We start from the raw sequence: 20,676 nt of genomic DNA on the forward strand, positions 1-20,676 counted from the left end.
TGCCGACAGTGTCCAATCGGCGCGCGCATCGCGGCGTGCGGCTATTGTCGGCAGGGCGGCCGCATGCGTATGATGCCCGCTTTGCACCCCATCTCTCGACAATGAAACGTCCCGTCCTGTTCTGCCTGCCGCTGCTGTTGGCGGGATGCACTACCATCCCCGCCGCCGTCACGGCCGGACTGCCCGCCGGCAGCCACGCCACCGTGGCCCTGCTGGAAACGACCGACCTGCATGCCAATGTCGTCAGCTACGATTACTACAAGCTGGCGCCGGAGCCGACGATCGGCCTGGAACGTACGGCCACGCTGATCGCGCAGGCGCGCGCGCAGTATCCGGACAACCTGTTGCTCGATAACGGCGACACCATCCAGGGCACGGCGCTGGCCGATTACCAGGCGATCGTGAAGCCGCTCGATTGCAGCGAGACCCTGGCCATCTACAAGGCATTCAACACCCTCCGCTACGACGGCGCGGGCGTCGGCAACCACGAATTCAACTATGGGCTGGCGTACCTGAACCAGGTATCGGGCAGCCGCTTCGACGTCGAAGGGGTGACTGCCACCGAACGCTGCGCCGGGCCGAAATTCCCGCAGGTGCTGGCCAATGTGTACAGCGTGAAGTCGCGCCAGACGCTGTTCGCGCCGTACGCGATCATCGACAGGCGCATCACCGCCACCGCGCCGGACGGCAGCAAGGTGCCGGCCACGCTGCGGGTGGGCATCATCGGCTTCACGCCGCCGACGATCCTCACGTGGGACAAGCGCTGGCTGGAGGGCAAGGTGTACACGGAAGGCGTGCGTGAGACCGCGCAGCGCTACGTGCCGGAAATGCGCGCCAAGGGGGCGGACATCGTGGTGGCGATCTCGCACGGCGGGCTCGATGACGCGCCGTATTCGCCCACCATGGAGAACGGCAACTGGCACCTGGCCCAGGTGACGGGCATCGACGCTATGCTGATCGGCCATTCGCACCAGGTGTTCCCGAACGCGGCCAGCACGGTGCCGCAATTCGACCTGCCGGGCGTCGACAAGGCCAAGGGCACAGTTCACGGCGTGCCGACCGTGATGGCAGGCATGTGGGGCAAGCACCTGGGCGTGATCGGCCTGTCGCTGGCCTGGAACGGCAAGGCCTGGGTGGTCGACAAGGCGCGCACAACTGTGGAGGCGCGGCCCATCGCGGCGGGCCGCGAGGTCGTTGCCGGCGACCCGGCCATCGCGCCGCTCATCGCGGCAGAACACGAGGCCACAATCCGCTATGTGCAGACGCCGATCGGCAAGACCGACTTCCGCATGTCGACGTATTTCGCCGACGTGGGCGACGTCAGCGCGATCCAGGTCGTCAACCAGGCGCAGGCCGCGTACCTGCGCGACTATGTGAAGGCGAACCTGCCGCAGTACGCGCAGTTGCCCGTGCTGTCCGTCTCCTCTCCGTTCAAGTCCGGAACGGCCGGCGTGCGCGACTACACGGACGTGGAGGCGGGCTGCATCGCGCTGAACAACGCGGCGGACCTGTACCTGTATCCGAATGCGCTGTACGGCGTGAAGGTGAGTGGCGCCGGCCTGCGCGCGTGGCTGGAAAAGGCGGCGGAACGCTTCAACACGATCGACCCGCGCCGCACGGAACCGCAGGAACTGGTGAACACCCAGTTTCCGGGCTATAACTTCGACATGCCGTCCAGCGATGAGCTGCGCTACGAGATCGACATCACGCAGCCGCCGGGCAAGCGCGTGAAAAACCTGCGCTTCCGCGGCGAGCCGGTCGACGCCAGCGGTGAATTCCTCGTCGCGACCAATAACTACCGTGCCAGCGGCGGCGGGGCGTTCCCCGGCCTGGATGGCAGCAGCACGGTGGTGGCGGCGCCGGACAATAACCGCGACGTGCTGATCGAGTACATCCGCGCAACGAAGCAACTCACGCGTGCCAGCCATGGTGCGAGCCGCAGCTGGCGCTTCGCGAAAGTAGCCACGAAGGGCCCGGTGGTCTTCCATTCGGCGCCTGGCAGGGAAGCCTTGGCGCGCGAGGCGGGTCTGTCGAACGTGCGCGAATTGCGCGGCGACGATGGCGGCGGCAAGGGGTTCGCGCTGTACGCGGTCGATCTGGCGCAATGACCCGCTTTTTGTTGACAGCGCTGCTGCTGGCGGGCGCCGTGTCGTCCAGTGCGGCTGACCTGTCGGCGGCGCGGCAGGCCATGGCCGGGCCGCCGGCCGGCTGGCCACAGGCGCTCGCCGATTTCACCACGGCGGCGCGGAATGGCGACGCGGCCGCCGCCTACTGGGCTGGCGTGATGGTCCGTAATGGCAAGGGCGCGGCACCGGACAGCGCCGCCGCCATCGGCTGGCTGGAGCAGGCCGCGCGTGGCGGCGTGCCGGAAGCGATGTTCGTGTTGGCGAACATGAGGCTGGCGGGGGAGGGCGGTGACGCCGATCCGGCAGCCGCGCGTGCATGGCTGGAACATGCCGCCGGACTGGGGCATCCGGGCGCATTGCAGCAGCTGGCGCAAATGTCGTACGACGAAGGTGCCGATCAGCGCGCCAATGCGTTGCTGAAGGAATCGGCGCACGCGCTGAAGCACAAGGTAACGATGCCATGACAGCCGGAAGTTGCTCTGAAAATGGGGTCTGTCCCCATTTTTAAAGCAACATTTATCTATTGCAACTCGGAATGTCACTCCGGCACATGCACCCGCGCCTTCACATGCTTGAGGTTCGCCACGATGGTAAACGTCATGATCACCAGCAGCGACCACGCACTCCACTTGCTCACATGAACAACAGACCACGCCCCCAGCTGGTTCGGATAGCGCCACACGCCCATCAGCGTGCCCAGGTTCTCGGCCAGCCAGATGAAAAAGCCCGTCAGCACGAAGCCCAGCAGCAGCGGCATGCGGCGCTCCCGGTCGAGCGGTCGGAAGATCACGGTCGTGCGGGCATAGAGGCCCAGGGCACAGGCAGCCAGGTACCAGCGGTAATCGCCGATGTAATGGTGGGTCCAGAAATTCACGTAGATCAGGATCGCGATGCCGGCCGCCAGCGGGTGCGGCGGATGGTGGCGCACGCGCAGGTCCAGCAGGCGCCAGGCCTGGATGATGTAGCTGCCGATGGCCGCGTACATGAAGCCGGAAAACAGCGGCACGCCGAGCACTTTCGTGTAGCCGAAGTCCGGGTAGCTCCACGAGCCGATCTGCGTCTTGAACACTTCCAGCGCAAAGCCGACCACGTGGAACAGGCCGATGGCCTTCACCTCGTCCCACGTTTCCAGCTTCGCAAGCAGCATCCAGGCCTGGATGCCCAGCGCCACGGCCAGCAGCACGTCGTAGCGGGGAATGCCGAGCAGGCCGCCGCGCGGGACCAGGAAGATCGCCAGGAAGAACAGGCCCGCGAACAGGCAGGCGCGCGCCTCCTTGATGCCGAAATAGAGGAATTCGATCATTGGCCGGTGGGCCGGCCGCAGGGTGCGGGGGCGGGGATCCGTCAGGTGGGCGTCGAGCGCGGCCAGCATCGGGGCATGCCGGTCAGTGGCGTATCTTCTGCTGCTGCACGAGGATGAACGGGCTCACCACGCAGGCCCACAGCGACGTGTCTGTCTCCAGCCAGTCGCGCGCCTGCGCGTCCGAGACCTTGGCGATCTGGCCGGCTGCCATCCACTGGCCCACGCTGGCCTTGTCGTCGTGGGCGATGCGCACGGCCACGTCGACGAGATCGAGCTCGTCCGCGATCCACACCACGTTGCCGGAGGCAAAATGGCGCATCAGTTCGCTCCAGGGCAGGCGCGCGGTCTCGCGGTTGACTTTCTGGCTCAGTTCGGTGTCTTTTTCGGGATTCAGTTGCATGACAGTTTCTTCAAGGATGTCTCGGTTCGACGACGGGCGCCGGGTTGCCCCGCCATGTTAACCGATAGGCCTGCCCTTTGCGAACGTTGCCGACCAGGGCGGGGCGGAAGCAGGCCAGGTTGGTGCCGCCCGGCCGGCGCACGCTCGGGTAGATGATGCCCGTCGAGCCGCCCGCCAGCAGCCGTTCGGCCAGCAGTTGCGAGCTTACATAGCTGTCCGGCGCCAGGCAGGCGTCGAACTCGGGCAGGCCGCGGATATCGTGGAACTGGGCCGTGAAATCGGCCAGCATGGCCTGGTAGCTGACGCTGTCGTCGAAGCGGCCGATTTCCGCGTACTCGACCGTCTTGTGGAAGATCACCTCGGCCAGCGCCGTGTCGCTGTCGAAGGCGCAGTACCACGCGCCCCGGTCGCCGTCGTTGAAGCGGCTGCCTTCCGGGCGCGGATAGGTAAACGCGGCATTAATGATGCGGAAGTTCGGCACGTGCGACAGCAGCTCGTCGATGCCGATGCCCGGCGCGCCGCCGTGTTCGGCCAGCAGGCGGGCATTCGTGGCATTGTCGAGCTCGAACAGGTCCGCCAGTTCCGCGTCGCTGTCGGCCAGCGGCGCCAGCACGGAATCCTCCACGTCGGCGAAGCGTGATGGAATCAGCCGGCAGGTGTCGAATTGCCGGAGCAGGCGCAGGGGCGGAACGGGCAGTGCCGCGTCGGGCCCGGCCAATTACAGGCCCCCGCGCCGGGCATCGACGAGCTTGCGCACCGTCTGCATGGCCAGCAGGCCGCCGGCCAGCATGTAGGCCAGCGGCGAACGGCCGCCGAAGATGATGTTCTTGTTTGGTAGGTGGATCCACTCGTCGGCGAGCTGGTCGCCGTAGATGATGTGCAGGGATTTATAGATGCCGATGAGGTAGGAAATGCGCGTGATGCGATCGACCTCGAGCACGCGGACCGGGTTGCGCTTCCACTCGTAGAAGGCGCTGCTCGACGGGCCGCCCAGCAGCTCGCGCGCATCTTCGTCGCGCAGCTTCCACGCGGCGGCCAGCTTGAAGAAGCCTTTCAGCGCCGTCTGCGACAGGCGTTCCCGTTCCGGGCGGGCATTCAGGTCGACCGGCTGGGCCGGTTCATAGCGCGATTTCGGGTAACTGTAGGGAAATATCGCCGGTTGTGCGTGGGGTGCATGCATAAAGCCTCCGTATCTGGAGTTCTTATACTCCGTTTCCGGATTTACTGCAAGCGTGGCGCGTTTGTCACGGCGCAATGGCGCAACCCGTGCGCAACGCGAGGCCCGGCACTACCATGGGGTTTTGCAGTTTCGACAAAGGAGAGCCGATGAATGCCACCGCCGCTTCCCTGGCGCTTGCCGCCGCGCTGCTGTCCGGTTGCGCCACCGTGCCGCCAGTGGATAACGCCACCCTGGTGCGACAGGTGACGGACACAGAAAAAGCGTTCGCCGACACGATGGCGCGCCGCGATTTCGCCGCCTTCGGGCGCTTCCTGGACGATGAAACGGTGTTCTACACTGGGCCGGCGCCGCTGCGTGGCAAGGCCGCCGTGGCCGCCTTCTGGCAACGCTATTACCAGGGCGCGAAGGCCCCGTTCTCCTGGACGCCGGACCGGGTGGACGTACTGCAATCGGGCACCTTGGCCCACTCTAGCGGCCCGGTGCACGACCCAGAAGGCAAGCTCATCGGCCGATTCAATTCGGTGTGGCGCCTGTCAGCGCCCGGGCAGTGGAAGATCGTGTTCGATTCGGGCGAGCCGGTGTGCAACGACGAGGGCGCGAACCGCCCGTAGCGCCGGGCGTCACGCCGGCTCGGCGTGCTCCACCATCAATTGCACGCGCGTGGTGCCGTTGTATTCGTTCGCGTCGAGCCGGAATGCCACGCGGGCGCGGTCGCCCAGCGCGTCCGTGCGGCCGAACCAGATGGCGTCGTAGCGGGCGCCATTGCGTTCCAGCAGCAGCTTGAGGTGCTTGTCCTTCAGGATGCGCTGGCTGATCACGCGGAATTCGTCGCAGAACACGGGTGGCGCGAAGCCCTGGCCCCACACGATGCCATCCATCAGCTCGATGAATTGCGTGGTGAAATAGGCATCTTCCAGCGGGCCATCCGTTTCGATCACGCGTTCGAGCTGCTGTTCCGTGAGCCAGGCCTGGCCGACGGTCTCGAAGGCCTGGGCGAACGCATCGAAGGCTTCGGCGCGGATCGACAGGCCGGCCGCCATGGCGTGGCCGCCGAACTTGTCGATCAGGCTGGGCGCGCGCTTGGACACGAGGTCCAGCGCGTCGCGCATGTGGAAGCCGGCGATCGAGCGGCCGGAACCCTTGATCCAGCCGTCGCCTGCCGGGGCGAACGTGATCGTGGGCCGGTAGAACTTTTCCTTCAGGCGCGAGGCAACGATGCCGATCACGCCCTGGTGCCACGATTCGTCGAACACGCTGATCGTGGAACTCTGCGAGGGCTGGAAATCGTCCAGGTGCAACAGGGCCGTATCCTGCATCTCGGCCTCGATCTCGCGGCGTTTCAGGTTGATCTCGTTCAGTTGCTGGGCCAGCGCCCAGGCGCGGCCTTCGTCGTCCGTGATCAGGCATTCGATCCCCAGCGACATGTCTTCCAGCCGGCCGGCGGCGTTCAGGCGCGGGCCGAGCGCGAAGCCCAGGTCAAACGGCGTGGCGCAGCGCGCCTGGCGGCCCGCCACGCGGAACAGGGCCGCCACGCCGGCATGCATGCGCCCGGCCCGCATGCGCTTCAGGCCCTGGGCCACGAGGATGCGGTTGTTCGAATCGAGCTTGACCACGTCCGCCACCGTGCCCAGCGCCACCAGGTCGAGCAGGGAATCGAGCTTGGGCTGCGTTTGCGCGTCGAACACGCCGCGCCGGCGCAGTTCGGCGCGCAGCGCCAGCAGCACGTAGAACACCACGCCCACGCCGGCCAGGTTCTTCGACGGGAAGCCGCAGGCCGGCTGGTTTGGGTTGACGATCACGCGCGCATCGGGCAGCCGGTCGCCCGGCAGGTGGTGGTCGGTCACCACCACTTCGATGCCGCGCCGCTTCGCTTCCTCCACGCCGTCGATGCTGGCGATGCCGTTGTCGACGGTGAGGATGATGTCCGGCGACTTTTCCCGGGCCGTCAGCGCCACGATCTCGGGCGTGAGGCCGTAGCCGTACTCGAAACGGTTCGGCACGATGAAGTCCACGTCGGCCCCCATTGCCCGCAGGCCGCGCAGCGCGGTGGCGCAGGCGGTGGCGCCGTCGCAGTCGTAGTCGGCCACGATCACCATGCGCTTGCCCGCGGCGATCGCGTCGGCCAGGAACACGGCGGCCGCGTCGATGTGCAGGAGCCCCGAGGGCAGGATCAGCGCCGACAGCTCGGACGACAGGTCTTTCGGATCGGTCAGCCCGCGCGCCGCGAACAGGCGCGCCAGCACGGGGTGGATCCCTCCCTGGCGCAGCATTTCCGATTCGCGGAACGGGCAGGGTCGGGTGGTGATACGGGTCATGAGTTCAGCTTGGTGATCAGGTAATTCAGGTTTTCCGGGCGCCAGAACTTGTTCAGCGCCATTTTCGTCGCGGTCGTCTCGGTCCACGCGTGCCGGTTCGTCAGCACCAGCCGCAGGGCGCCGATGCCGCCCGAGCGCAGCGCGCCGCGCAGCGGGGCGAACCACTGGTCCTCCAGCTGGCGCATCGCCTGTAGCCAGGTGGGCCAATCCTCGGCCATGGCGCTCGCGGCGAGGTGGCCGAGCACGGCGGTGCGGTGCGCATCCTTCGTCGCCAGCCATTGGACCGACGTGGTGTCGCGCAGTTCCGGCGCGGCCAGTGCGTTCAGCCAGGCGGACGCGGCGCTGGTCGCCAGCGGGGTATCGGGCCGCGGCTGCGCCGCCGGCCCGCCCGCCCAGATCCAGAACGAGTTCACGGGCTGCTTGCGCGCCTCGTTGACCGGGTGGGCATGCCACAGCATCTGCACTTCGTTCAGCAGGCGGCGAAAGTCGCGCGCCGCCGCACCCTCGGGCAGCCACGGGTGCAGGTTGTCGCCGCTGGCCGCGTCCGGCGAGGCCGTCGCCAGCCCGGCCCAGTCGTCGGCGCGCAGGAACCAGGTATGGGCGTCGCCATAGACCAGCGTCTTGCCCAGTTCCTCGAACAGCGGGCGCGCGGCCTCGAACAGGGCGCGCGACTCCTCGGCCGCGATGCGCAGGCCGCGCAGGTCCGGCATCATCAGGTGCGTGCCCACCACCAGGTGCACGGGGTGGAACAGGTACCAGTGGCCCGCGTCCGGCGCCAGGCCCAGGCCGCGCATCACGGCCGGCGCGAACGGCGCGGCCGGCTGGGTGCCCGGTTCGCCGGCCACGCCGAGCGCATGCGCCAGCCAGGCTTCGTGCGGCAGCAGCCGCGCCGGTTCGAAGGCGTGCACCGTGTGCGCGGAATGGCGGGAGAGCAGGGTCGCGAGCGCCGGGGCTTGCAGGGCGCGGACGAGGTCCGGCGCCATTTCGGCCGGCGGCAGGCCGAATGGTATTACGAGGGTCGTGGAAGCCATGCGACATTATATAGGGATGAACATTGCCTTCGGCAATGGTGAGGGTTGACCATTGCCTTCGGCAATGGTCGCGCCTCCGCAATCTACTCAGCTGTAAGCCCGGCAATGCTGTTTATATGGCAAACTGCGCACTTTGCACCAGGAGCCATCCTTCTCCATGAGTTTCACGCACAAGATGCCGTTCGAATGGCAGGTCGGCCTGCGCTACACGCGCGCCGGGCGCCGCAGCGGCCGCAACAGCTTCATTTCCTTCATTTCCGCCATCTCGATGGCGGGCATCGGCCTGGGCGTGGCCGCGCTGATCATCGTCCTCTCCGTCTACAACGGCTTCCAGAAGGAGGTGACAACGCGCATGCTGTCGGTGCTGGGCCATATCGAGGTCTACCAGCTGGGCGGCCCGATGGCCGACTGGCGCGCGACCGCCAGCAATGCCTTCGCCAACCCGGAGGTGAAGGCCGCCGCGCCCTTCGTGGAGCTCCAGGCGCTGCTGGCCCATGGCGGCGACGTGATGCGTCCCGCCATCGTGCGCGGCATCCTGCCGGAGGAAGAGGGCAAGGTATCCGACGTGCCGCGCCAGGTAAAGGAAGGCAGCCTGGCCGCCCTGCGCCCCGGCGCCATGAACATCGTGCTTGGCGTGGAGCTGGCCAAGGCGCTGGAAGCAAAGGTGGGCGGCAAGGTGGCGATGGCGCTGTCCGAAGGGGGCATCTCCGGCGGCGCGCCCGCCATGCGCACGTTCACCGTGGTCGGCATCTTCGAGGCGGGCCACAACGAATTCGATTCCTCGCTGGCCTATGTGCACCTGGCGGACGGCCAGCAGTTGCTCGATCTGCCGGGCCCCTACGGCCTGCGCCTGAAGATCGCCGACGTGGAGCAGGCGCCCGAAGTGGCGTTCCAGCTGAAGCAGACGATGCCCGGCGACCTGCTGGTGCGCGACTGGTCCAAGGTCAACGCCAACTGGTTCGCGGCCGTGCAGACCCAGAAACGCATGATGTTCATCATCCTCACGCTGATCATCGCGGTGGCCGCCTTCAACCTCGTCGCCACGCTGGTGATGACGGTGACGGACAAGCAGGCCGACATCGCCATCCTGCGCACCCTGGGCGCGTCACCCCGCTCGATCATGAAGGTGTTCATGGTGCAGGGCGCCCTGGTGGGCGTGATCGGCACGGCGCTCGGCGTGGCCGGTGGCGTACTGCTGGCCATGAACGTGGACGTGATCGTGCCCGCCATCGAATCGGCGCTGGGCATGAAGTTCCTGTCGAAGGACATCTATTTCATCAGCGCCGTGCCTTCCGACCTGCGCTGGTCGGACGTGGCGGCCATCGGCGGCACCGCCGTCGGCCTGGCCTTCGTGGCCACGCTTTACCCCAGCTGGTATGCGGCACGGGTGAAGCCCGCGGAGGCATTGCGGTATGAGTAAGGCGAAAATGTGGCAAACTCCGGCTCCCTCTTGGAATGACGAGCGATGAGCTTCCTGAAGAATCTCCCTTACGAATGGCAGGTGGGCCTGCGCTACACGCGGGCCGGCAAGCGCGGCGGCCGCAACCGCTTCATTTCCTTCATCTCCCTCATTTCCACTGCCGGCATCGCGCTCGGCGTGGGCGCCCTGATCATCATCCTGTCGGTAATGAACGGGTTCCAGAAGGACGTGACGAACCGCATGCTCTCCGTGCTGGCCCACGTGGAAGTGTTCGACAAGGCCGGCGGCATGCCCGACTGGCAGCAGCAGGCGAAGAACGCGCTGCGCCACCCGGAAGTGAAGGGCGCCGCGCCGTTCTCGGAAATGCAGGCGGGCCTGATGCACGGCAGCGACGCGCTGCGCCCGGCCATGGTGCGCGGCGTGCTGCCCGCGCAGGAGCCGGCGGTGTCCGACGTGGCCGGCCACGTCAAGTTCGGCAGTTTCGACGCCCTGCGACCCGGCGAATTCAATGTCGTGCTGGGCATCGACCTGGCCAGGGCCCTGAACGCCGGCATCGGCGAGAAGATCACGATGGTGCTGCCGCAGGGGACGGTGACACCAGCGGGTGTCGTGCCGCGCATGCGCTCGTTCACGGTGGTGGGCATCTTCGCGGCAGGGCACCAGGAATTCGATGCCGGCATGGCCTTCATCCACCTCGAAGACGCGCAGCGCATGCTGCGCATGGAGGCGCCGTCCGGCCTGCGCCTGCGCCTGGCGGACATGCACCGCGCGCCACAGGTGGCCGAGGAACTGAAGCAGCTCATGCCGGCCAACCTGGAAGTGCGCGACTGGTCGAAGCTCAATGCCAACTGGTTCGCCGCCGTGCAGGTGGAAAAGCGCATGATGTTCATCATCCTCACGCTGATCGTGGCCGTGGCGGCGTTCAACCTGGTGTCCACGCTGGTGATGACGGTGACCGACAAGCAGCCGGACATCGCCATCCTGCGCACGCTGGGCGCCTCGCCGAATTCGATCATGAAGATCTTCGTCATCCAGGGCGCGCTGGTGGGCCTGCTCGGCACCGCCATCGGCGTGGGCGGCGGCGTGCTGGTGGCGCAGAACATCGACGTGATCGTGCCGTTTATCGAAAACCTGTTGGGAGTGCAGTTCTTGTCGAAGGATATCTATTACATCACCACCGTGCCGTCCGACATGCGCTGGCCGGACGTGACGACGATCGGCCTGATCTCGGTGCTGCTGGCCTTCGTGGCCACCATCTACCCGAGCCGCTGGGCATCGCGTGTGAAACCAGCCGAGGCATTGCGCTATGAATGAGCAAATGAACGACACCGCCGTGCTCTCCTGCCGCAACCTGGGCAAGACCTTCAAGGAAGGCAGCCAGGCCGTGCAGGTCCTGGCCAATATCGACTTCGCCGTGCATCGGGGCGAACGCGTGGCCATCGTGGGCGCCTCCGGTTCCGGCAAGTCGACGCTGCTGCACCTGCTGGGCGGCCTCGACACGCCGTCGACCGGCAGCGTGACCTTGCAGGGCAAGGATTTCGCCACGCTGTCCGAAGCGGCGCGGGGCGATCTGCGCAACCAGGCGCTGGGCTTCGTCTACCAGTTCCACCACCTGCTGCCGGAATTCTCCGCGCTGGACAACGTGGCGATGCCGCTGATGATCCGGCGCGTGAAGCGCGCGCAGGCCGAGGAAGCGGCGCTGCAGATGCTCGCGCGCGTGAACCTGGCCAAGCGCGTCACGCACGTGCCGGGCGAACTGTCGGGCGGCGAGCGGCAGCGCGTGGCGCTGGCGCGCGCCCTCGTCACGCAACCGGCCTGCGTGCTGGCCGACGAGCCGACCGGCAACCTCGATCACACGACCGCCGAGCACATTTTCGACCTGATGCTGGAACTGTCGCGCACCCTCGGCACGGCCTTCGTGATCGTCACGCACGACCCTGAACTGGCGCGCCGCTGCGACCGCGTGCTGCGGCTGACGGAAGAAGGCTTGAGACCGGAGTAAGCCATGTGGATCGACACGCACTGCCACCTGGACGCCCGCGAATTCGGCGGCGATTCGCTGGGCGTGGCGGCCCGCGCGCTGGAGAAGGGCGTCGGCATGATCGTCATTCCGGCGATCGAGCGAGGGAACTGGGATGCCGTGCGCGCGTTGGGGGCCGCCGCTGCCAATGCTGCATACGCCATCGGCATCCATCCGATCTGCGTGCCGCGCGCCACCGATGACGACCTGGTCGCCATGCGCGAGGCGGTACGCGCGGCGCTCGATGATCCGAACTTCGTTGCGATCGGCGAAGTGGGGCTGGATTTCTTCATTCCCGCGCTGCGCGAGCCGGCCATGCGCGACAAGCAGGTGCACTTCTTCCGCGAGCAATTGAAGATCGCCCGCGAATTCGCGCTGCCGATCCTGACGCACGTTCGGAAATCGCAGGACCAGGTGCTGAAACATGTGCGGCAGATTCCACCCGCGGGCGGCATTGCTCACGCCTTCAATGGCAGCTTCCAGCAGGCACAGGGGTTCATCGACGTGGGGTTCAAGCTCGGTTTCGGCGGCAACCTCACATTTACGCGGGCCTTGCAGATACGCCGCCTGGCCGAGCAGTTGCCGCTGTCGGCCATCGTGATGGAGACGGATGCGCCGGATATCGCGCCGCAGTGGGTGCATCCCGGCGTGAATACGCCCGATCAGGTACCGGGGATCGGCGCGGTGCTGGCGCAGTTGCGTGGTATGTCCAATGATGACTTGCGCGATGCGACCACCACCAGCGCATACGATGTGATGCCGCGCCTGAGGGCATTGATGGGCGCCTGAAGGCGCGCGCTCATGGGGACCAGACTTTCTGCCGAACCTGTCGGTTCGCCCGCCACTCCGGTATCATTCGGGGATGAATGAGAGTTCCTATGTACCGTTTGTCATCGGGGTCGCCGGCGGTAGCGGCAGTGGCAAGTCAACGGTGACCCAGCAAGTCCTGGCTTCGTTCGGCACGGAACTGGTTTCGGTGGTGATGCAGGACGATTACTACCGCGACCAGACCCACCTGACACCGGAAATGCGCCGCAAGCAGAACTACGACCATCCGGATGCGTTCGACTGGCCGCTGCTGGTCGAGCACGTCCAGGGCCTGCGCAACGGCGAAACCGTCCAGATGCCGGAGTATGACTTCACGGTCAGCACCCGCACCGGCAAGACCATTCCCGTCAAACCAGCACCGGTCATCGTGATCGAGGGCTTGTTCGCCCTGTATGACGCGAACCTGTGCGACATGATGTCGCTGAAGATCTTCGTCGACACCGCGGCCGACGTGCGCTTCATCCGCCGCCTGCAACGGGATATCGCCGAGCGCGGCCGGTCGATGGACAGCATCGTCAGCCAGTACATGGGCACCGTGCGCCCCATGCACAAGCAATTCATCGAGCCCACCAAGCGGCACGCCGACGTCATCCTGCCGCACGGCGCGAACGAACGGGCGGTCGATGTCATTACCACCAAGGTTGCGAGCGTTATCGGGCAGTTGAAGCGACCCTGATACTCACGTAGCGGAAGCCTTTGTCCACTCGGCGCAATGGCGCGCTTCGGTGGAGTGCGCAGAAGCGGGTTTTCCCTTATGGCTGAGATCGGCTGGCAATCGCTGTTCGGCTGCGCTGGTGGGAACAAGAGCGATGCGGCTGATGCGCGCGCGATCTACATGGCGGCTCAGCAACCGGCTGTAAAGGCTGCAGCGGTAAAAACCGCAGCCCAGCAAGCAGCGTTGGCGATGCATCGGATTCAGTCCGGCCGCCTGATCTGGTCGCCAGCCGAACCGTGGCGGGCGCCGACACGATTGCCGTCGGGCGCGACACCCGCTTGCAGCGTGATACCATCGAACGCACCTCGGCCAATTCGATGACCATGAACCCATGACTTCCAGCACCGCCGCGGAGGTCCAGCGCCGGCTTGACGACCTTCTCGAACACATGCCTGCCGGCGTCGTCGTGCACGATGCCGACGGCCGGATTCTCAACGTTAACACGCTGGCGTGCGACCTGATCGGCCGTACTGTCGAGCAGTTGCGCGGTACGGCCGCGAGCGACGGCGCCTGGCATCTGCTGGACGCTGATGGCAAGCGCATGGACGAGGAGCAATTCCCCGTCAATGTGGTGCGGCGCACGGGGCGCCAGCAATCCCAGGTCCTTGTCGGCATCCCCACCGATGCAGCGGGATCGGTGCGCTGGGTCATCTGCAATGCCTATCCGGAATTCGACAGCGACGGCAAGCTGTGCCGGGTAGTCGTGTGCTTCACCGACTGCACCCGGCTGAAACAGGCGGAACAGAACCTGCAGAAATCGGAGGAACGGCTGCGCCTCGTGCTGCAGGGCTCGACGGACGCACCGTGGGACTATGATCTGGTGGCGGGCGAGATCTATTATTCCGATCGCTGGTGGAGCATGCTTGGCTACCGGCCGGGCGAACTGGAAACCACGACGAGCCTGTGGCTGGAGCTGGCCCACCCCGACGACCGGCAGCGCGTGGCGAGCTTCCTGGCCGACGTGATCCAGGGACAGCGCGAAGGCTACAGCTTCGAATTCCGGCTGCGGCACCGGGACGGACACTATGTGCCGACCCTGTCACGCGGTTACGTGCTGCGCGGCGCCGACGGCAAGGCCTTGCGCCTTTCGGGCACGAATACCGACCTGACCGAGCGCAAGGCGGCGGAACAACGTATCCATGAACTGGCGTACTTCGATCACCTGACCGGCTTGCCGAACCGCCGGTTGCTGATCGAGGAACTGGGGAACGCGCTGGCCCGCAGCCAGCGCAACGGGCGCCTCGGCGCCGTCATCTTCCTCGACCTGGACAATTTCAAGCTGCTCAACGACACGATGGGCCATGACCTGGGCGACCAGCTGCTGCGCGAAGTTGCCGATCGGCTGCGCCATACGGTGCGCCATTGCGACCAGCTGGCCCGCCTGGGGGGCGACGAGTTCGTCATCGTGCTGGAAGACCTCGGCGACGAGGCGGCCGCGGCGGTCAATGAAGCCCATCACGTGCTGGAAAAACTGCTGCTCGCGCTGGGGCAGCCGTACTGCCTGGCGGGCCGCCAATTCCTCAGCACGCCGAGCATGGGCATCACGCTGTTCCATGGCACCGAGACCGATATCGAAACCCTGCTCAAGCAGGCGGACCTGGCGATGTACCGGGCCAAGTCGGACGGGCGCAATACCGCACGTTTCTTCGACGCCCACATGCAGGCCACCGCCGAGCGTCAGGCCGCGCTCGAGCGCGCGCTGCACGAAGGTATTTCGGCGAAACAGTTCGTCCTGTTTTGCCAGCCTCAATTCTGCGTGAACGGGCGACTGGTCGGTGCCGAAATCCTGTTGCGCTGGCAGCGCGGCAATGGCGAGCTCGTTTCACCGAACGAATTCATCGGCGTCGCGGAGGCTTCGGGCCTGATCGTGCCGCTCGGCCGCCATGTGCTGGAAGAAAGCTGCCGCGCACTCGCACGCTGGAGCGGGGACTGCATCCTCCGGCACGTCGAGCTGGCTGTCAACGTCAGCGCGCACCAGTTCCGCGACGACGACCTGCCGGCGAGCGTGGCGGCGATCCTGCGGCAGACGGGCGCACCCGCGGGCAAGCTGTGCCTGGAGTTGACGGAAAGCGTGTTCGCGGGGAACGTGGCCGCGATCGTCGAACGCATGCACGCGCTGTGCGACCTTGGCGTGCATTTCTCGCTGGACGACTTCGGCACAGGCTATTCCTCGCTCGCCTACCTGAAGCGCTTTCCGCTGACGGCCCTGAAGATCGACCGTTCCTTCGTCCACGACGTGCACCTGGACGAGGGTGCCACGCCATTCGTCGAAGCCATCATCGCGCTGGCCCAGAAGCTCAAGCTCCATATCGTGGCCGAGGGCGTGGAACACGAAGGGCAGCGCGCCTTCCTGATCGACAGCGGCTGCAACACACTGCAAGGGTATCTGCTGGGCAGGCCGATGCCGATACTGGAATTCGAGAGGAAGTACGCAGGCAGCCCGCAGTCCACCAACCGGGACCAAATGGTCGGCTGACCCCGGCCGCTGCCGTGCCGTCGAGCTGGCTTCCCGCCGAGCTCCATAGCGCGCCGGCTACCCGTTGCATCCCTCAGCCACGCCGCAGCCTCGCCGCAGCCGCGGCATCCCAGGCGTCGTTGGGGCATTCCCTTCCGCACAGTTCGTCCACGCGCAGGCGATTCCCGCCGCCAGGCCTGCCGGTACGTGGATCGCATCGTGATATTGGAAACGTTATCACATTCGAGAAAAAAGTCATTGGATCGGTGATAGCGCTATCTCTAAGATGAATTTCAGTATCAGGAAGCCTGTTAAAACCACAACGGAGACAACATGAACTTGCATACCGGTTGCCGCATCGCGGCCGAGCCCGCACGACCATTTCCCCTGAAATTCTCCACGGCGGTGTTGCTTGGCGCGGGCCTGATCGGCTCCGCGTCCTTGCGCGCGCAGGAGACCCTGCCAGTTCCCGCGGCCGGGGCCGCGCCGAGCCCGGCGGCCACGTCCCAGGCCAGCGATCATGTGGTGACAGTGACCGGTTCGCGCATCTCGGCGCGCGGCTACAATCAGCCGACACCGACCACCACGCTGACCTCCGACGATATCGAAAAATCGGCCCAGCCCAACGTCTTCACCACCATCGCCCAGTTGCCCGCCCTGCAGGGCAGCACCGGCAATTCGGTGCTCACTTACAGTACGTCGAGCGGCCTGCAGGGCCTGAGCGCGTTCAGCCTGCGCGGCCTGGGGGCGAACCGTACGCTGACCCTGCTCGACGGCCAGCGCGTGGTGCCGGCCAACGTCACCGGCGTGACGGACATCAGCCAGTTCCCGCAGCTGCTGGTCAAGCGTGTCGATGTCGTCACCGGGGGCGCTTCCGCCTCATATGGCTCGGACGCGATCGGCGGCGTCGTCAATTTCATCACGGACAAGAAGTTCACCGGCTTCAAGGCCAACATCCAGGGCGGCCAGACGAAGTATCACGACGACCGGAACGTCACGCTGCAGGCGGCCTGGGGCCGTGGCTTCCTGGACGACAAGCTGCACTTCGTGGTCAGCGGGGAGCGCAGCAAGGAAGACGGCGTGCCGCCGCACGGCTTCGGCATCGGGCCCGGTCCGAACGGCCGCACGGCCTTCAATGCCCCGGCTTTCCAGACACGCCCGCTGGCCCAGACCACCGATGGCCGGCCGCAGATGTACGACATCCGCAACGCCCAGCCCTACCAGTACAACCGCTATGGCCTGATCACCTCCGGACCGCTGCAAGGAACCGCCTTCGGCGATGGCGGCGTCCCCTACAAATTCAACTACGGCGGCAACGGCGTGCCCGACGGAAAAGGCGGCGTCAGCGGTTGCATCAGCCCGTACTGCGTGGGCGGCGACCTGTCCGGGACTTCGGGCAACAGCACCAGCCTGGCCTCCGCGCTCACGCGCGAGAACCTGTACACCCGCCTCAGCTACGCGATCAACGCGGACCATGAAATCTTCATCACGACCAACGTGGCCCAGGTCGACTCCTCGAACACGCCGAATGCCGGCGCACCGAAAAACGCCAACCTGACGATCCAGTGCGACAACCCGTTCCTGCCCGCGTCGATCGTGGCGGCCTGCGCGGCCAACAACATCACCAGTTTCCAGTACGGTACCGGCAACGCCAACTTCCCGAAAAACATCAGTGTCGAGCCGCTGCGCCGCCAGAATCGCTACGTGATCGGTGCCGATGGCCGCTTCGACGCGGGTGGGACCAACTGGTCGTACAACGCCTACTACCAGCGCGGCATCAACCACACCGACCTGTATGTGAGGAACATCACGCTCACGCCGCGCTATAACGCCGCCATCGACGCCGTCAGGCTGCCCGACGGCAGCATCGTCTGCCGCAGCGTGGTGGCGCGCAACGCGGGCTGCCAGCCGCTCAACATCATCGGCAACGTGCCGCAGAGCACCGGCGCGCTGGCCTATGTGATGCCCGGCTTCGGCCCGCAGCAGCACACCCGCCAGACGCAGGACGTGGCCAGCCTGAACGTGAGCGGCGAGCCATGGACGCTATGGGCCGGCCCGCTGGCCGTCGCCGCCGGCCTCGAGTACCGCAAGGAAGGGTACGTCGTGCGCGCCGACCCCTACGGGAACGGCGTCACGCCCGATAGCCCGAACTCGGTCGAGTATCCGGCCGATCCGGTGCTGAACGCGACGACGGGCGGTAACTGGTTTGCGGGCAACTACCGCAACGGCCAGGGCGAGTATTCGGTGCGCGAGGCATATCTCGAACTGAACCTGCCGATGTTCAAGTCCGATTGGCTGGGCGAGGCCAACCTGAACGTGGCGGGACGCGGCACCGTCTACAGCACCGCCGGCAACGCCAAGACGTGGAAGATCGGCAGTACCTGGAAAACGGCCGTCGACGGACTGCGCCTGCGCGCCGTCACCTCGCGCGACGTACGCGCTCCCAACCTGAGCGAACTGTTTGCGCCGATCGTGACCACCAATAACGTGGTGAACTACCGCGGCACCACGCTGACCGTGCAGCAGCAGGTGACCGGCAACACGGCGCTCCGTCCGGAGACCGCGCGCAGCACCGAGGTCGGCGTGGTCCTGACGCAGCCGCGCTGGTTGCCGGGCTTCAGCGCCTCGATCGACTACTATACGATCAAGGTTGACGGCGTCATCTCGACGCTGGGCCTGCAGCAGGAAGTGGACCTGTGCGTTGCCGGCAACCAGGAACTGTGCGCCGCCATGCTGCTCGACAGCCCGGTGCCGTCGAATAATTATGTCCGCCTGCAGCAATTCAACCTGGCGTCGCTGAAGCTGCGGGGCTTCGATATCGAAACCTCGTACCGGGGCAGCATGGCGAATCTGGGCTTGCCCGGCATGTTCACGCTGCGTGCGCTGGCCACGCATACGATCGACAACATCACCGACTCGGGCGTGCCCGGAACGATCCCGACGGAGGCGGCGGGCGTCAACCTGGGCTCCACGCCACGCTGGAAACTGCTGGCCACGCAAGCCTGGTCGACCGACCGCGCCAGCGTGACGCTGACCGAGCGCTGGATCAGCAATGGGGTCTACAGCAACGAGTACATCGAGTGCCAGACCAACTGTCCGGTTGCGACGACGATCCATCCGACCATCGACAACAACCAGATGAAGGGCGCGCTGTATTTCGACCTGGGCGCGACGTACAAGGTGTCCGAAAACGTGATGGCCTATGCGAAGATCGACAACCTGACCGACCGCAATTCGCCGACGGCGCCTGGCCCGAACGTGGGCTACGGCCTGAATCCCTCGCTGTTCGACGTCCTCGGCCGCATGTATCGGGTGGGCTTGCGTTTCAGCCTGTAAGCCGGGGCACGGCGGCGCGCAGCCGGCCGCATGGCGGTCCGAGCGCCACGCTTACGCTGTCGCACCTCGACCCGTGGCGATGCAGGGGGCCGGCACCGGCAGGGCATATGGTCGGCCGGGCGTGCGCCTACCTTGCCGGCAGGTGCTCGAGATCGAGTCCCACCGCGGACCGCTTAGGAAACCCTTTCCACGGCGCCGCATCGGCTCCCGCCGCGCCGCCGGAGGGCAAGGGCGGCAAGTCCAGGTAGGCTTGCAGCGGCTGCCCCTTCAGCGTGACGCCGAGGAAGGCGGTGACGAAGTGCTGGTTGATGTTGTTGATGCGCCGGCTGTCCCACGCCGGTTCCGCATAGGCCATGAAGTCTTCCAGCCCCGCCGCCGCCGCCGCCCGGGGTGGCGGATTCGGCGCGACGTTGTGGCGCGCGCCGCGGTAGGTGAGCAGGTAGCGGTCGGCATGGACGACGCCCCGGAACAGGCGCCGCACGCCTTCCTCGTAGCCGGAGATATCGTCCTGGTCGCCGGCGATGAACAGTACCGGCGCGCGCACGCCGGCCAGGCCGGCATCATCCCACATCTTGTTGGCGCCGCCCCATGGCGCGAAGGCGACGGCCGCCTTGATGCGCCGGTCGCGCCGCGCTTCGAATGCGGGATTGCCGTGCTGGTGCACGGCCAGGCTGCCGCCGGGCACGAAGGCCACGGCCGCGGCGCTGATGCCGGCGCCGATCGTGTTCAACGCGCCGTAGCCGCCCATCGAGTAGCCGAGCAGCGCGGTGCGGTCCGCGTCGACCTGCCCGGCCAGGAAATGGCCGCTGCCCGGTTGCGCCCACGCCGCCACGGTCGCGAGCACGAACAGGTCGTCCAGCGGGCGGTTCAGCAGCGTGCTGGGGAAACCGGCCTTGTCGGCGCGCGTCGACTCGGGATGGTCGATGGCCACCACGACATAGCCTTTCGATGCCAGGTTCTCGGTGAGGTAGCTCATTTGCAGGCGCGAACCGGGATAGCCGTGTGACACGATGACGAGCGGGTAACGGGCCGATGCCGTACCGGCGGGCCGGGGCGCGGCGTCGCGGGCGGCGCGGCCGGGGAACTGGAACGGGGTGTTCGGCCGTGCCGCATTGCCGGGTCCCGATCCCAGGACATCGGTATAAACGGTATGTTCCCTTTCCCCGGCGGCGAGGCTGGCAGGGTACCAGACTTCCAGCGTCAGCTTGCGGGTGTAGCGGGGATTCGGATTGGTTGGCGTGGCATTCAGGATGTCCAGCTGGTCGGGATGCTCCATGACCTGGGTGCGCACGCCCACCTGGAAGTTGCCGCGTGCCGCCAGCTCGGGCGCATCCGGCCGCGCATCGCCGTAGTAGTCCACGCTTGGCGCGGCAACCTGTCCCATTGTTTGCGCGCCAATGGGCAGCGCGCATGCGGCAATCATCACGCCCAGAACCGCTCCGACAGCCTTCATCATTCTCCCTTTGTTGGTGGTACCGATACCACGGAGTGTCCCGGCTCGCCACGGCGAAGTCAATGAATAAATCCGGCCTTGGATATATCATGCC

At 66.3% G+C, this 20,676-nt stretch carries 17 protein-coding genes and 1 pseudogene; 11 read left to right on the forward strand and 7 right to left on the reverse strand.

Going from position 1 to position 20,676, the window contains the following annotated elements:
* Nucleotides 1-101: 101 nt before the first annotated feature.
* Both V6Z91_RS22440 and V6Z91_RS22445 read left to right on the forward strand, forming a co-directional pair.
* Entirely contained in the window at nucleotides 102-2,108 is a 2,007-nt protein-coding gene (locus V6Z91_RS22440) for a bifunctional 2',3'-cyclic-nucleotide 2'-phosphodiesterase/3'-nucleotidase (RefSeq protein ID WP_338761401.1), read from the forward strand.
* On the forward strand, nucleotides 2,105-2,590 hold the full coding sequence (locus V6Z91_RS22445; protein WP_338761404.1) for a sel1 repeat family protein: 486 nt from the start codon (nucleotides 2,105-2,107) through the stop codon (nucleotides 2,588-2,590). Before V6Z91_RS22440 ends, V6Z91_RS22445 begins: the two co-directional genes overlap by 4 nt.
* Before the next feature lie 74 nt (nucleotides 2,591-2,664).
* Here the strand turns inward: V6Z91_RS22445 and V6Z91_RS22450 are convergent, their stop codons facing one another.
* From V6Z91_RS22450 to V6Z91_RS22465, 4 genes are read right to left on the reverse strand one after another with little or no spacing between them, the layout of a single operon-like run.
* Nucleotides 2,665-3,498 (reverse strand): DUF817 domain-containing protein, encoded by an 834-nt coding sequence (locus V6Z91_RS22450; protein WP_338761407.1) that lies wholly within the window; start codon nucleotides 3,496-3,498, stop codon nucleotides 2,665-2,667.
* Nucleotides 3,499-3,511: 13 nt separating this feature from the next.
* On the reverse strand, nucleotides 3,512-3,829 hold the full coding sequence (locus V6Z91_RS22455) for a DUF2288 domain-containing protein (protein WP_338761410.1): 318 nt from the start codon (nucleotides 3,827-3,829) through the stop codon (nucleotides 3,512-3,514).
* Nucleotides 3,830-3,839: 10 nt separating this feature from the next.
* The gene (locus V6Z91_RS22460; protein WP_338772014.1) at nucleotides 3,840-4,526 is read right to left on the reverse strand and encodes an RES family NAD+ phosphorylase; all 687 of its coding nucleotides are present in this window, start codon (nucleotides 4,524-4,526) and stop codon (nucleotides 3,840-3,842) included.
* A gap of 21 nt (nucleotides 4,527-4,547) precedes the next feature.
* Nucleotides 4,548-5,009, reverse strand: coding sequence for an antitoxin Xre/MbcA/ParS toxin-binding domain-containing protein (locus tag V6Z91_RS22465; protein WP_338761413.1), 462 nt, complete (start codon nucleotides 5,007-5,009; stop codon nucleotides 4,548-4,550).
* A 146-nt stretch (nucleotides 5,010-5,155) separates the two neighbouring features.
* Between V6Z91_RS22465 and V6Z91_RS22470 the strand changes: the two genes are divergently transcribed.
* Nucleotides 5,156-5,620 carry a nuclear transport factor 2 family protein gene (locus V6Z91_RS22470; protein ID WP_338761416.1) on the forward strand — a complete coding sequence of 155 codons (465 nt, stop codon included), beginning with the start codon at nucleotides 5,156-5,158 and terminating at the stop codon, nucleotides 5,618-5,620.
* A 9-nt stretch (nucleotides 5,621-5,629) separates the two neighbouring features.
* On the opposite strand, the gene recJ is transcribed toward V6Z91_RS22470, so the two are convergent.
* A complete protein-coding gene (gene recJ, locus V6Z91_RS22475; protein WP_338761418.1) occupies nucleotides 5,630-7,324 on the reverse strand; it encodes a single-stranded-DNA-specific exonuclease RecJ in 1,695 nt (564 codons plus the stop codon).
* Nucleotides 7,321-8,355 (reverse strand): hypothetical protein, encoded by a 1,035-nt coding sequence (locus V6Z91_RS22480; protein WP_338761420.1) that lies wholly within the window; start codon nucleotides 8,353-8,355, stop codon nucleotides 7,321-7,323. The genes recJ and V6Z91_RS22480 overlap by 4 nt, the downstream gene beginning before the upstream one ends.
* Before the next feature lie 157 nt (nucleotides 8,356-8,512).
* Between V6Z91_RS22480 and V6Z91_RS22485 the strand changes: the two genes are divergently transcribed.
* The 8 genes and pseudogenes from V6Z91_RS22485 to V6Z91_RS22520 all read left to right on the forward strand — a co-directional run bounded on the left by V6Z91_RS22485 (nucleotide 8,513) and on the right by V6Z91_RS22520 (nucleotide 19,129).
* Complete coding sequence (locus V6Z91_RS22485) at nucleotides 8,513-9,775, forward strand: lipoprotein-releasing ABC transporter permease subunit (protein WP_338761421.1); 1,263 nt, start codon at nucleotides 8,513-8,515, stop codon at nucleotides 9,773-9,775.
* Nucleotides 9,776-9,820: 45 nt separating this feature from the next.
* A complete protein-coding gene (locus V6Z91_RS22490; protein WP_338761423.1) occupies nucleotides 9,821-11,089 on the forward strand; it encodes a lipoprotein-releasing ABC transporter permease subunit in 1,269 nt (422 codons plus the stop codon).
* Between the two features lie 4 nt (nucleotides 11,090-11,093).
* Nucleotides 11,094-11,777, forward strand: coding sequence for a lipoprotein-releasing ABC transporter ATP-binding protein LolD (lolD, locus tag V6Z91_RS22495; RefSeq protein WP_338761427.1), 684 nt, complete (start codon nucleotides 11,094-11,096; stop codon nucleotides 11,775-11,777).
* A gap of 3 nt (nucleotides 11,778-11,780) precedes the next feature.
* On the forward strand, nucleotides 11,781-12,584 hold the full coding sequence (locus tag V6Z91_RS22500) for a TatD family hydrolase (protein ID WP_338761429.1): 804 nt from the start codon (nucleotides 11,781-11,783) through the stop codon (nucleotides 12,582-12,584).
* A 73-nt stretch (nucleotides 12,585-12,657) separates the two neighbouring features.
* Entirely contained in the window at nucleotides 12,658-13,299 is a 642-nt protein-coding gene (gene udk, locus V6Z91_RS22505) for a uridine kinase (RefSeq protein WP_338761432.1), read from the forward strand.
* Between the two features lie 123 nt (nucleotides 13,300-13,422).
* Nucleotides 13,423-13,542: pseudogene (locus tag V6Z91_RS22510) on the forward strand (IS110 family transposase); the annotation flags it as partial.
* Between the two features lie 127 nt (nucleotides 13,543-13,669).
* Nucleotides 13,670-15,814 carry an EAL domain-containing protein gene (locus V6Z91_RS22515; protein ID WP_338761435.1) on the forward strand — a complete coding sequence of 715 codons (2,145 nt, stop codon included), beginning with the start codon at nucleotides 13,670-13,672 and terminating at the stop codon, nucleotides 15,812-15,814.
* A gap of 312 nt (nucleotides 15,815-16,126) precedes the next feature.
* Entirely contained in the window at nucleotides 16,127-19,129 is a 3,003-nt protein-coding gene (locus tag V6Z91_RS22520; RefSeq protein ID WP_338761438.1) for a TonB-dependent receptor, read from the forward strand.
* Between the two features lie 127 nt (nucleotides 19,130-19,256).
* Here V6Z91_RS22520 and V6Z91_RS22525 read toward each other — a convergent pair whose 3' ends face one another.
* On the reverse strand, nucleotides 19,257-20,585 hold the full coding sequence (locus V6Z91_RS22525; RefSeq protein WP_338761441.1) for an alpha/beta fold hydrolase: 1,329 nt from the start codon (nucleotides 20,583-20,585) through the stop codon (nucleotides 19,257-19,259).
* Nucleotides 20,586-20,676: the final 91 nt, after the last annotated feature.

The organism is Massilia sp. METH4, assembly GCF_037094685.1.
Taxonomy (GTDB): domain Bacteria; phylum Pseudomonadota; class Gammaproteobacteria; order Burkholderiales; family Burkholderiaceae_D; genus Rugamonas.